At 37.1% G+C, this 13942-nt stretch carries 11 protein-coding genes; 10 read left to right on the top strand and 1 reads right to left on the bottom strand.

Annotation, left to right across the window (positions count from 1 at the left end; translation table 11 throughout):
• The first annotated feature begins 47 nt into the window (after positions 1-47).
• Together gltB and ACAM30_RS14265 are read left to right on the top strand one after the other, a co-directional pair.
• Entirely contained in the window at positions 48-4565 is a 4518-nt protein-coding gene (gene gltB, locus ACAM30_RS14270) for a glutamate synthase large subunit (protein ID WP_369615274.1), read from the top strand.
• 129 nt (positions 4566-4694) lie between these two features.
• Complete coding sequence (locus ACAM30_RS14265; protein WP_369615273.1) at positions 4695-6149, top strand: glutamate synthase subunit beta; 1455 nt, start codon at positions 4695-4697, stop codon at positions 6147-6149.
• Between the two features lie 391 nt (positions 6150-6540).
• Here the strand turns inward: ACAM30_RS14265 and ACAM30_RS14260 are convergent, their stop codons facing one another.
• Entirely contained in the window at positions 6541-8673 is a 2133-nt protein-coding gene (locus ACAM30_RS14260; RefSeq protein WP_369615272.1) for a TonB-dependent receptor, read from the bottom strand.
• Positions 8674-8795: 122 nt separating this feature from the next.
• Here ACAM30_RS14260 and lysA point away from each other — a divergent pair, with 122 nt between their 5' ends.
• The 8 genes from lysA (at position 8796) to ACAM30_RS14220 (ending at position 13891) form a co-directional block, all read left to right on the top strand.
• Positions 8796-10088: a diaminopimelate decarboxylase gene (lysA, locus tag ACAM30_RS14255; RefSeq protein WP_369615271.1), complete on the top strand. Its 1293-nt coding sequence runs from the start codon at positions 8796-8798 to the stop codon at positions 10086-10088.
• 265 nt (positions 10089-10353) lie between these two features.
• A complete protein-coding gene (locus ACAM30_RS14250; protein ID WP_369615270.1) occupies positions 10354-10668 on the top strand; it encodes a GIY-YIG nuclease family protein in 315 nt (104 codons plus the stop codon).
• A gap of 270 nt (positions 10669-10938) precedes the next feature.
• Positions 10939-11388 (top strand): hypothetical protein, encoded by a 450-nt coding sequence (locus ACAM30_RS14245; RefSeq protein WP_369615269.1) that lies wholly within the window; start codon positions 10939-10941, stop codon positions 11386-11388.
• Between the two features lie 21 nt (positions 11389-11409).
• Positions 11410-11886 carry a DinB family protein gene (locus ACAM30_RS14240; protein WP_369615268.1) on the top strand — a complete coding sequence of 159 codons (477 nt, stop codon included), beginning with the start codon at positions 11410-11412 and terminating at the stop codon, positions 11884-11886.
• Positions 11887-11932: 46 nt separating this feature from the next.
• Entirely contained in the window at positions 11933-12316 is a 384-nt protein-coding gene (locus ACAM30_RS14235) for a VOC family protein (RefSeq protein ID WP_369615267.1), read from the top strand.
• A 65-nt stretch (positions 12317-12381) separates the two neighbouring features.
• A complete protein-coding gene (locus ACAM30_RS14230; RefSeq protein ID WP_249967322.1) occupies positions 12382-12741 on the top strand; it encodes a hypothetical protein in 360 nt (119 codons plus the stop codon).
• 93 nt (positions 12742-12834) lie between these two features.
• Positions 12835-13389 (top strand): hypothetical protein, encoded by a 555-nt coding sequence (locus ACAM30_RS14225; RefSeq protein WP_369615266.1) that lies wholly within the window; start codon positions 12835-12837, stop codon positions 13387-13389.
• A 34-nt stretch (positions 13390-13423) separates the two neighbouring features.
• Positions 13424-13891, top strand: a complete 468-nt coding sequence (locus ACAM30_RS14220) for a DUF1572 domain-containing protein (protein ID WP_369615265.1) — start codon at positions 13424-13426, stop codon at positions 13889-13891.
• Positions 13892-13942: the final 51 nt, after the last annotated feature.

The raw sequence follows: 13942 nt of genomic DNA, 5'->3' as shown, positions 1-13942 counted from the left end.
ACATTATATTTAACGAAATCTTTATTTTTGTAAAAAAAATATCAAGAATGAAAGTTAAAGAACAAGGGCTTTATTTGCCTGAATTTGAACACGACAATTGTGGTGCAGGATTTATTTGTAATCTGAATGGTATTAAATCAAATGATATTATTCACAAAGCATTGGATATCTTAATAAAATTGGAACATCGTGGTGCAGTTAGTTCTGATGGAAGAACTGGAGACGGAGCTGGAATTTTATTCGACATCCCACATGATTTTTTTAAAAAAGTATGTGATTTTGAAATCCCTGAAACACGTGAGTATGCAGTAGGAATGGTTTTTTTACCAAAAAGCAAAAACCAGGTTTCTTTTTGTATGAACACTTTCGAATCAACTGTTAAGGATCAAAATTTAAAGATTCTGGGTTGGAGAGATGTGCCGGTTGAAGTGGAAAATTTAGGGCAAATCGCCGCAGAAAAAGAACCAACAGTTAAACAGGTTTTTGTTAGTAAAAATGGTCAGGATTTAACTGAAAATGAATTTAATGCAAAACTTTTTGCAGCTAGAAAAATTGCTGAACATGCCATCAGAGGATCTAAAACCTCTGAAAGCCATATGTTTTATTTCTCTAGTTTATCGACCACTACCATAATATATAAAGGTCTCTTGATGCCGGAAGACATCAGCCGCTATTATGTTGACTTAAAAGATCCCGATTTAGTGACTCGTCTGGCCTTAGTGCACCAGCGTTTCTCTACCAATACATTCCCATCCTGGGACTTAGCACAGCCGTTTCGATACATGTGTCACAACGGTGAAATCAACACGCTTCGCGGAAACGTCAGCCGCATGCGTGCCCGTGAAGAATTTATGCAAAGCAAAATTTTTGGCGATGATATCAAAAAACTATTTCCAATTATCTTAGAAGGAAAATCAGATTCTGCTTCTATGGATATGGTAGTAGAACTTTTATTAATGACAGGACGTTCCTTACCGGAAGCCATGATGATGGTAGTTCCTGAAGCCTGGGAAAAACACCAGACCATGTCTCCGGAGAAAAAAGCCTTCTATGAGTTTAATGCTTGTATTATGGAGCCTTGGGATGGTCCTGCTTCTATTCCGTTTACTGACGGTAATGTGATTGGTGCGCTATTAGACCGTAACGGATTACGTCCGTCACGTTATACCTTAACCAAAAGCGGTTTCGTAATCATGTCATCAGAAATTGGTGTTTTGGATATCGATCCGGAAGATGTGATTCAGCACGGTCGTCTTGAGCCGGGAAAAATGTTCCTGGTAGACATGAACGAAGGCCGTATTATCGAAGACGACGAGGTAAAAAAATCGATCGTTACCAAACGTCCTTACAAAGAATGGGTCGATACAAACTTATTGCCTTTATCTAAAATTCCTTATACCAACAACCCTACTCCGGTGGAGAAACTGGATTTCCTGACCCGACAAAAGTTGTTTGGTTACACGATTGAAGATCTAAAAACCATCATTAACCCCATGGGTGGTCAGGGTGCTGAAGCCATCAGTTCTATGGGAAACGATACTCCACTGGCCGTTTTGTCAGACCAGCCACAATTGCTGTACAACTACTTCAAGCAATTGTTTGCGCAGGTAACTAATCCCCCTTTAGATGGTATTCGTGAAGAAATTATTACCGATATCAGTTTAGCCATTGGAGGTGATTTCAATATTTTTGAAATTGAATCCAAACAATGTAAAAAGCTAAAAATCCAAAATCCGGTTATTTCTAACGAGGATTTGGACAAAATAAGAAACATTGACCACGCAGATTTCAAATCGGCTACTATTTCTACCTTATACAAAATAGAAAAAGGAGTTAACGGACTGGAGCGCGCACTTGAAAAATGTGTTGAGGCAACCTTCAAAGCCGTTTCTGAAGGATGTAATATCATTATTTTATCAGACCGAGGCGTAAGCGAAGAACTTGCTCCAATACCGATGTTACTGGCTTGTTCGTACATTCATCACTCTTTGAATATCCTGCAGGTTCGTTCAAAATTCGGAATCATAATCGAATCTGCGGAACCTCGTGAACCTCATCATTTTGCTTTATTGTTCGGATACGGGGCCAGCGCCATCAATCCGTACATGGTAAATGAGATCATTCACGATCAGGTGAATCAGGGCTTCATCAAAGGTGTAAAAGCAGATTATGCGATTGTCAATTACAACAAAGCCATTGCAAAAGGAATCGTTAAAATCATGAACAAAATTGGTATCTCTACTTTACATTCGTACAGAGCTGCACAAATTTTCGAGATTTTAGGATTAAACAAAACTTTTACTTCAAAATATTTCCCATACACTCCGTCAAGAATTGAAGGAATTGGTTTGATGGAAGTTGAAAAAGAAGTGAAAAAACGTTTCCAAAAAGCGTTTCCAAATTCCAAAATTGCCAACTTACTTTCTCTCGAAATTGGAGGTATTTACAGATGGAGACGCGGTGGAGAGAAACACATGTTCAACCCGACGACTATTTCTAAATTACAACAGGCCGTTCGTCTGAACAGTCCTGAAAGCTATAAAGAATACTCCAACATGGTCAACGAGCAAAGCTCAAATCTAATGACCATCAGAGGTTTATTTGAATTCAACAATTTAGACCCGATTTCTATTGATGAAGTAGAATCATGGACTGAAATTGTGAAAAAATTTAAAACCGGAGCCATGTCTTATGGTTCGATCAGTCAGGAAGCACACGAGAATTTAGCGATTGCCATGAACAGAATTGGCGGAAAAAGTAATTCCGGAGAAGGCGGAGAAGATCCGAAACGTTTCCAGAAAGAAATTAACGGAGATTCAAGAAACAGTGCGATCAAACAAGTAGCTTCGGGACGTTTTGGGGTTTCGATCAACTACCTGACCAACGCTAAAGAAATCCAGATTAAAATGGCTCAGGGAGCGAAACCTGGTGAAGGAGGACAGCTTCCGGGAGAAAAAGTAGTACCATGGATTGCTGAAACCAGAAACTCTACGCCGTATGTAGGTTTGATTTCACCTCCTCCACACCATGACATTTACTCGATTGAAGATTTATCTCAGTTGATTTACGATTTGAAAAATGCAAACCGTGAAGCCCGTGTCAATGTAAAACTAGTTTCTGAAGTTGGAGTTGGAACCATCGCAGCCGGTGTTGCCAAAGCAAAAGCTGACGTGATCCTGATTTCAGGTTATGACGGAGGAACCGGTGCTGCACCATTAACCTCTTTACAACACACGGGAATTCCGTGGGAATTAGGTTTGGCCGAAGCACAGCAAACTCTAATCTTAAACGATTTAAGAAGCCGTGTCGTTTTAGAATGTGACGGACAGTTAAAAACAGGTCGTGACGTTGCTATTGCTGCATTATTGGGAGCAGAAGAATTTGGTTTTGCCACTGCACCGCTTGTAGCTTCCGGATGTATTATGATGAGAGCCTGTCACCTGAATACCTGCCCGGTGGGTATTGCGACTCAGGATCCTGAATTGAGAAGAAACTTCAAAGGAACTCCGGAGCACGTCATCAACTTCATGTATTTTATTGCTGAAGAACTAAGAGAAATCATGGCACAACTAGGTTTCAGAACTTTAAAAGAAATGGTGGGTCAATCACAAAAATTAAATGTAGACAAAGCGATCAAGCATTACAAAGCCAATGGTTTAGACCTTTCATCGATTCTGTACAAACCGGAAAAAGCCAAAACGGTTCCCAATCACAATACAACACAACAAGATCACCAGCTTGAAAATGTATTGGATTTTGATATCATTAAAGAAGCAATTCCATCGATTTACAGAAAAGAAAAAACCAGAGTTACCTTTAAGATTAAAAATACAGACCGTTCTGTAGGTGCCATTTTGAGTAATGAAATCTCAAAAATTTATGGCGCACAAGGATTACCTGATGATACTATTTTAGTTGATTTTGAAGGTTCTGCCGGACAAAGTTTTGGTGCTTTTGCCACCAACGGATTGTCGTTTAAAATTCACGGAAACTGTAATGATTATTTAGGAAAAGGTCTTTCGGGAGGAAAATTAATTGTAAAAGTCCCTCCTACTGCCACTTTCAAACCTGAAGACAACATCATTATCGGAAACGTTGCCCTTTACGGAGCTATTACCGGAGAGGCTTATATTAATGGAATTGCCGGAGAGCGTTTCTGTGTTCGAAATTCCGGAGCGACTGCCGTTGTGGAAGGAATTGGAGATCACGGATGCGAGTACATGACGGGAGGTACAGTGGTTGTTTTAGGAAAAACAGGACGAAACTTCGCTGCAGGTATGAGCGGTGGTGTTGCTTATGTGTACGACCCGAATCAACAATTCGATACAAGGGTATGCAACATGGAAATGGTTGCTTTTGATCCTATCGAAGACGAAGACGTGAGAAAACTAAGAAAGCTGATCAAAAACCACTCTCTGTACACCAACAGTCCATTAGCCAAAAGAATTTTAGCAGACTGGGAAAATGAACAGCAAAATTTCGTAAAAGTAATGCCAACAGATTACAAAAAAGCACTACAACGAATTGCAGAAGAGAAAAAAATAGAAGAATTAATAGCGGGGTAAAATCAATTTCAAAAATCAAAAATCAAAAATCAATTTCAATGACAATGTTTTCCTGAGCGAAGTCGAAGGAAGCGAAGTCAAAGGATTGGAATTTGGAATTTAAGAAATTGGAATTTAATTTAAAATGTCATGGGTAAAATAGGCGGATTTAAAGAATATAACAGAGCCGACGAAAGTAATATAGCCGTTGCAGAACGTGTTACGAACTACAACGAATTTACGATTCCGTTAGCAAAAGATAAAATAAAAGAACAAGGTTCAAGATGTATGGATTGTGGTATTCCTTTTTGCCACAGTTCGTGTCCGTTAGGGAATTTAATTCCTGATTTCAACGATATGGTGCATCAGGAAGAATGGCAGGGAGCTTTAGAGATTTTACAGTCTACGAATAACTTTCCGGAATTCACAGGCCGCTTATGCCCTGCTCCATGTGAAAAATCATGTGTATTAGGAATTATTAAAGAACCTGTTGCCATTGAAAACATAGAGAAAAACATCATCGAAAGAGGGTTTGCTGAAGGCTGGATCAAACCGCAGGCACCAAAAATCAGAACCGGAAAAACAGTTGCTGTTATTGGTTCAGGACCTGCAGGATTAGCCGCTGCTCAGCAATTAAACAGAGCCGGACATACCGTAACTGTTTTTGAAAGAGACAATGCAATTGGAGGTTTGCTGCGTTACGGAATTCCGAATTTTAAATTAGAAAAAGGAATTATCGACCGACGTGTAGCCATTCTTGAAGCAGAAGGAATCACTTTTAAAACCAATGTAAATGTTGGCGTTAACTATAGCGTAGACGAATTAAACTCTTTCGATTCTATCGTATTGTGTGGTGGTGCAACCGAAAGAAGAAGTTTGCCAACGAAAGGTATCGAAAGCAAAGGCGTTGTTCAGGCAATGGATTTCCTGACTCAGCAGACTAAAGTTTTGTTTGGAGAATCAATTCAGGATCAGGTGATGGCTACCGGTAAAGATGTAATCGTAATTGGTGGTGGAGATACTGGTTCTGACTGTATTGGAACTTCAAACAGACATGGAGCTAAATCAGTAACCAACTTTGAGATTTTGCCAAAACCTCCGGTGGGAAGAAGCGAAACAACTCCTTGGCCTTTCTGGCCGTTACAATTAAAAACCTCATCTTCTCACGAAGAAGGCTGCGACAGAAACTGGCTGATCAATACCAAAGAATTCTTATCCAACGACAAAGGAGAACTGGTAGGACTAAAAACCGTTGAAGTACAATGGAAAATGACTCCGGGGCAACGTCCTGAATTAATCGAAAAAGAAGGTTCAGAAAAAATCTGGCCTTGTGATTTGGCTTTATTGGCTTTAGGATTTACAGGTCCGGAAAAAACTTTAAGCGAGCAATTAGGTCTGGAAATCGATATGAGAAACAACTATAAAGCCAAAAATTACCAGACAAATGTACCGCACATTTTCACTGCCGGTGATATGCGAAGAGGGCAGTCGTTAATTGTATGGGCTATTTCAGAAGGTCGTGAAGCAGCGAGAGAAGTCGATTTGTTCCTGATGGGTTATACCAATTTACCAACCAAAGGAAATGGAGATTTGCCAAGTTTGTAAGCCGCAGACTCATTTCACCTTTATAAAAATAAAAGAGGCTGTTCTAAAAGTAAGGACAGCCTCTTTTTATAAATAATTTAGATTGAATTATAATCCAAAAGCATTTATTTGGTCAGCAATAATTAAAAGTCTTAATTCAACGCTGATTTGACGGATTCGCTATCGCGAAGACGCTGATAAAAACGGATTCAAAAAATTAAAAAAACTTTTAAATGAGGAAAAAAATCTGTTTTTATTCGCGTTTTTACGACGTAAATCTGTTTTATCCGCGTCGAACTAAAGTAGCCATTTAAAACAATAACATAAATAAGAGGAAGTTCATACTTTTCGGAAAGCTTCTTTATTATGAAATTATAAAATTACACTTCAAATTAGAACGATTCTTCTAAACTTAAAAATTGTACTGAAGTTGTAAAGTCGCGCGTCTTCCCGGAGCATTCACAAAATCTTTATCTCTTGCCTGCCACCAGGCAATATTAGGTGAGTAATCTTTATTAAACAAGTTCTCCACTCCTAATCCTAATCTAAATGATTTATTGATCAAATAAGAACTGCTTAAATTAAAGACCGTATATTTTTTTACCGGACCTTCGTTAAAACTATACAAATTGGTTGTCGGATTTGGATCAAATCGGTCTCTTTTGAAGTTGTGCAAAGTACTTAATTCAATATCTAGATTTTTCAACGGACGAATCTGAATATAAGTAGTAAGTTTTGGAGCCATTATTCGGGATCCGTTAATATACTTTTCGTATGATCCATTGTTGTCATTATCTACCTTCCCTTCTATCCAGGCAAAAGCACCTCCAAAACTTAAAATCTCTATTGGATTAAAGCCTACAACAGCCTCATAACCCCAGATGTTTTCAGGAGCGCGCTGCATCGCAAAAGAGCCATCAGCTGATTGAATCGAGGTAGCCCCTAATTCTGAAGTACTCCAAAAACTGGTTACCTCATAGTTGAACCACTTTTTAATCGCTCCGGCCACACCCATTTCGTAATTGTTTACAATGATAGGATCAGTTGGTAACTTCGAGATCACACTTTCTGTAGACGTTCTTAAGATACGTCCCACCTCATTGATCGAAAAAGATTGAGAATAACTTGTAAAAACATTTACCTCCGGCATAATGTTGTATCTCAATCCGATATTTCCAACAAGGGCGTTGTAATCTAACTCACCTCCCTGAACAAAAATACTTTTGGTGTACGTATTGTTTTTGGCATTTAATACCGGTAATGTATTAAAGTCATCCGCCTTAACCTTAATGTTTTCATATCGCGCTCCTGCTTTTAAAGTAAATTTACCCCAGGCATCAAATTTAATCAACGCAAAAGGCGCTGTATTCAGCATTTTCATTTGAGGAGTCCAAAAACGACCGTCCTCTAACTTTTGAACTGTTTTATCCTGAAGCAAATCCAGACCGTAAATTATTTCTGCTTTATAGGTATCATTGGCAAAAAGACGAGAATCAAAATTGACGCGAAGCCCTTTCTTTTGCGAAGCCACATTCGACTGCCCTCCATTTAAAAACTGATCTCTGTCGTACGAATAAACCGTTCTGAAATCCTGTGCATAAACATTAACATCCAAAGAAGTATTGTTCCATATCTCCGAATTCGAGTACGCCACTCTGAAATTATGGTTTCTCGGAGTTCCCTCAGGCGTCCCCAAACGTCCACCAGCTTCTACTCCTATCGTTGGAATTTCTCCCCATTTACCAATCTTAACATCCTGATCTAAAAATGACTTTGAAGCATACCCCATATACGAGAATTCAAGTCTTTGCTTATCAGTTAGTGCGTATCCAATTTTAAACAATCCATTGTAGGTGTTTAAATTCGATAAACTGTAAAACGGTGAAAGGTTCACTCCATTAGCATCTGTCGCAACACCAGATCTTTCTTGTGTAAATCCAACTACATAATCCAGTTTCTTTAGCTTTCCTGCTAATGAAAGTGAAGCTCTGTAGCCAAATGATTCTGAAAAAGTTTTAGGCTGTGTGATCAAACCTAATTGTACTGCACCAGAAATTTTTTCTTCAGAATGGTTTTTCTTTGTAATATAGTTGATGATCCCACCATCGGCACCATTACCATAAATTGACGTCGCACCTTTAATAACTTCGACTCTCTCGATAGACGAAGGATCAATTACCTGAAGATCTCTACCTCCATTTCTTAAAGGTGTAGATTGCGGTATTCCATCAATCATAACCAAAAATGGTCTTCCTCTTAAAGTCTGACCGAAATTTGAAGTTTGGTTACTCGCGGTCGCTAAACCCGGAACTGTATATTGCAAAATATTACCGATATTGGAATTCACCATCGTCTGGCTTTGGATTTTTTTAGCTCCAACAATCGTAATAGAAGAAACAACCTCTTTTATACTCTCTTTTTTTCGGCTTGCAGTTACAATAATGTCATCTAAATTATTAGTCTGCAAACTGTCTTTTGATTTTTCCTGAGCAAATCCTACCAAAGCTGTAAGGATAATCAAGCAAAATGTAATAATCTTTTTCATAAATAATCTCTAATAATGTAATTTTGGGGCAAATATAATTTTTATTCACTCTAAATAAGAATTAGAAACCATTAAAAGTTAAAAAATCTTTAAATGTTCATTTTATAACAATTTGTTACAATTTGTTATTTTTCAATTTAAAATTTGTCAATCGGCAAAAGAGTAATAAGTTTGCTGAAAATAGTTTAAAGATGCAAGCAAAAGATTTACTGCAGTTAGCAGACCAATTTGGAAGTCCATTATATGTATATGATGCCGAAAAAATCCAATCTCAGTACAACAGGTTAACTAAAGCTTTCTCTAAGGTAGAAAACTTAAGAGTTAATTATGCCATGAAGGCATTGTCTAACGTTGCCATTCTTCAGCTATTAAAGAACATGGGATCTGGCTTAGATACTGTATCGATTCAGGAAGTTCAATTAGGGCTTCATGCCGGCTATGATCCTGACAAAATTTTCTTTACACCAAACGGAGTTTCTTTAGAAGAAATCGAAGAAGTAGCCGCAATGGGTGTACAGATCAACATCGACAATTTATCTATTTTAGAGCAATTCGGAACCAAACATCCTAATATACCGGTGTGTATTCGTATCAATCCACACGTAATGGCGGGTGGAAATGCTAATATTTCCGTTGGACATATCGATAGTAAATTCGGAATCTCTGTTCACCAGATACCACATATTTTGCGTATTGTTGAAAACACAAAAATGCATATTGTGGGGATTCACATGCACACAGGATCAGATATTTTAGATATCGAAGTATTCTTGTATGCCGCTGAAATCTTATTTGATACGGCTAAACATTTCAAAGAGTTACAATTCTTAGATTTCGGAAGCGGATTCAAAGTACCTTACAAAAAAGACGATATCGAAACAGATATTGAAGAATTAGGTAAAAAATTATCTAAAAGATTCAACTCTTTCTGTACAGAATACGGCAGAGATTTAACATTGATTTTCGAGCCCGGGAAATTCCTGGTGAGCGAAGCAGGTTTCTTCTTAGCCAAAGTAAACGTAGTAAAACAAACTACATCGACAGTTTTCGCAGGGGTTGACAGTGGTTTCAATCACTTAATCCGTCCGATGTTTTACGGTTCACAGCACCATATTGAAAACATCTCCAACCCAAAAGGAAAAGAGCGTTTTTACTCGGTAGTTGGTTACATCTGTGAAACAGATACTTTCGCCAACAACCGCAGAATCTCAGAAATTACCGAAGGTGACATCTTAGCGTTCAGAAATGCAGGGGCTTATTGTTTCTCGATGTCTTCGAACTACAATTCAAGATACAAACCAGCCGAAGTTTTATGGATGAACGGTCAGGGAATCCTGATTCGTGCTCACGAAACTTTCGAAGATTTACTTAAAAATCAAATTCCGTTGCCACAGGAAGCTGCTGCAACAGTTTAAAAATAAAAAAAAAGAGAATATCACTTAGTCCCGTTTCTTCATTGAGGCGGGATTTTTTTTTCTTTAGATTTTTAAACTTCTTAGATAACAGACTTCTTAGATCTTTTCGAACATTTCGTCAGGCTAAATGAAGTCGAAGCATACGCAAAATAATCATCACGTTTGTCATTTCGACGTAAGGAGAAATCTTCGCAAGAAACTTTACAAAGAAGAGAAATTATAAAAAGAAAGAAAATTCTTTAAAAAAACTTATTTTTACAAAAAAATGCAATTTCAAGAAGGTTATCATACTTACTACGTGTACATCATAACAAACAAATCAAAAACCGTTTTTTATACCGGAGTTACAAATAATTTAAGAGTTCGTTTAAGCCAACACAAAGAAAACAATGCAAACGAAAAGAAAACCTTTGCATCAAAATACAACGTTACATACTTACTATATTATGAAAAGTTTACCTGGATTCAGGAAGCAATCGCTCGCGAAAAAGTAGTTAAAGACTGGCGTAGAGAAAAGAAAATAGAATTGATAAAAACGATTAACCCGGATTTGGATTTTTTAGATTATTTATTCTTATGATTTGCAATCTCAATTCCAAGTTAATTTCTTTCTCTTTGCGGAGTTTCTTGCGAAGATTTCTCCTTCGTCGAAATGACACACTTTGGGTTAGACCCTCCTTAAAACTTCCCATGCTAATACATGAGCATCATGCTTTTGAACAAAAGCATGAAAAACAAAAACACCTTGTATACACAACCAAAAGCTTTTCACCATACAAAAGCTTTTGTTCCTTTCTCAAAATTCAAATATAACTACTATTTTAGCATAGCAAATCAAACCCCAAAATCCATGAAACCTACAATTCTGCTATCAACACTTATCCTGCTATTTACAACCAATTTATTCAGTCAAACCATCGCCGATTTAAAATTAAAACCCAAAGAAATTCCAAAAGGTTACACTTTAAACGATGGTAATATTTGTATTACTCCACAAGCCTGTACTTTTTATAATGATATTGAAACCTACGCTAGCATTGTGGGAACCTTAAAAAGTAAATCGATTCAAAATTTTAAAAGTAAAACCGATCGTGGATCTGTAATGTATTTTGAATTTGAACACACTTTTAAAGGCGATCGATTTCTGCAAGGATTACTTTGGGGAAAAGACGGTCAGCCATCTGATGAACATCCGGAAGAATATCTTGCAAAAGGAAAATTTTTGATCATTTGGAATTTTCATCCTAACAGTGTCCTCAAAGAAAAATCAGAAACTAAAATAGAAGCTCTTTTGCAATAAGAGAAAATCAACAAATACACAATGAACAGACCAGGAGCCGTTGGAGCATTGCTTGATATCTACGAACAGGCAATAACAGATCTTCAGAATGTTATTCAAACTATTCCGGATAATGTTTTAACAGACATCATCGATGAAAAAACAACAAACGAAGATTGTAAATCCATACAAGCCATTCTGTCTCACGTTGTAAGTGCCGGTTATAGCTATGCCATCAGTATCCATAACGGGAAAGGACATGTGATGGAGCGTCCCAACAGAATTTTTCATGTCACCATTGCTGAATATCTGAATGACTTAACGAATGTTTTCCTCTTTACTGAAAATGTTTTCAGAGAAATTAAAGACGATGAATTAGAACAATATGACGATTCCTTAAAAATAAAAACGGGCTGGGGACAATTGTACGACATCGAACAGCTTACAGAACATGCTATTGTACATATCCTTCGGCACAAACGACAGATTGAAAAAATAAAATCCGGCAAATTGAACTAAAATTTTCTCTAACTTCGCTTACACTATTTTTTTAGCAACCAACAAAATGAAAAACAAGTCAAACCCCGTTGTTTATTTTGAAATTCCGGTAACCAACATCGAAAGAGCCATACAATTTTATTCGGCAGTTTTTGATTTTGAATTTGAACGTGATCGTATTCATGACAACGAAATGGCATTCTTTCCGCTTATCGAGGGCAATAATGGCATATCGGGAGCTTTAGCACAAGGTGAAATATACAAGCCAACGATAGATGGAACTCTTGTTTACCTGAATACCGAAAATATTGAAGAAACTATCAATCTGGCCGTAAAAAATGGCGCTGAGATTTTATTTCCGATTACCTCAAACGGCGAATTTGGCTGGGTAGCAGAATTTAAAGACTGTGAAGGAAACAGAATTGCGTTGCACATGAGCCAAAAGGAATAATTTAAAATTGAGAACAAATCTAAATCTATAAAACCTCTTTTCCGTTTTATTTAAAAAACATCAAAATGAAAATTCAAACACGAACCCTTTTTTATGCAATCCTTTTCTTTTTATATCTTACCGCAACTTCTCCTTTACTGCAGTTGGGTGAGAAATTAGGAACAGATCCCTACATTACTTTGGGCTGTGGTTTTGCTGTTTTCAACATTATTTATTCTTTCTTAGGTTTAAAGTGGAAACCGGTATTAAATGTGATCTGCTCTGTTGCAATTGCCGCTTTGTCCTTATTTTTAGCCGTACAGTTTGCCAACTTACATCTGCTTACCAAATACGATCCTTATTTAGTTAAAACTGCCATATTCACCAATGCTATTCTATCAATCCTATTTTGGGAAATTGTGTATCAGGTGAAAATTAGGAAATAATAAAATTCTAAATACAACCCGTTTACAATAAAGTTTCCAATCATTTATATTTTGATAATTTCAAATCTTACCAAAAAAGTCTCACTCAAAAACATGAAATTTAAAATTCTACTTCTTTCTGCCTTTGTTTTTATCTCTTGCAAAAAAGAATCCAAAACCGAGGTCACAACAATTTCAACTCCAGCAAAAAACAGTGTTGAAACCACTGAGAAAAAAGAAACACAAAATAGCTCCGATACCATTGTGATTTCGACCAAACACAAAACAAATAAAATCGTATGCGAACTGGACGGTGACGGAAAAAGTGAAACGGTTGAAATTGTAAGAAGTACAAAAAGTGATAAAAGCGGTTTACGAATCATTTTCGGAAACGGAAACCGAACAGATTATTTCGGAATGGGAAATACTATTCTCTATCAGGGTTTTGAAGAAATCGACTGGGCCGGAATATTCGAAAAAGCCCCAAAAGGGGAAATTGTCTGGAACAATGTAAACGATCAGGGAGAAATCTTGGGCGATGACGAAATAAAAGAAGAAGACAAAATCAAACTGCCAAATGACGGTATCTTTATTCATGCCGAAGAAAGCTGCGGAGGCGGGATTATTTACCTTAAAGATGGAAAATACGAGTGGATTCAACAGGAATAAGTCTGCTAGAAAATAAATCTAAAATACTCAAAAAATGGAAAATACATTAGAAATTGCCAATCGTTTTAGAGAAACTATTCTTAACGGAACCTGGATTGCCAACACCAATTACAAAGACCAACTGCAAAATCTGGATTGGAAAATCGCCGTAACTCCTGTCAAAAACCTCAATACTATCTCGCTTTTGGCACAGCATGTTCATTATTATATTAGCGGAATAAATAATGTTTTTAAAGGGGGATCACTGGATATAAAAGACAAATTCAGCTTTGACTTCCCTCCTATCCAGTCACAAGTAGAATGGCAGGCTTTTCTAATTAAATTCTGGGACTCTGCTGAAGAATTTGCCTCTTTTGTGGAAGAAATGCCCAACGAAAAACTGGATCAAGTCTTTTTCGACGAAAAATACGGAACCTGCAAAAGAAATATCGAAGCCATGATTGAGCACAGTTATTATCATCTGGGACAAATTGTTCTGATCAAAAAACTATTAACAGAATAATATTAAACATGGCTCTCTCCTTATTTACCCGTCGAAATAATTTTAAAAAAG

Source organism: Flavobacterium sp. CFS9 (assembly GCF_041154745.1).
In the GTDB taxonomy this organism is placed as follows: Bacteria; Bacteroidota; Bacteroidia; order Flavobacteriales; family Flavobacteriaceae; genus Flavobacterium.
The sequence above is the reverse complement of the archived record's forward strand: the minus strand, read 5'-3'. Positions and strand labels throughout refer to the sequence as shown.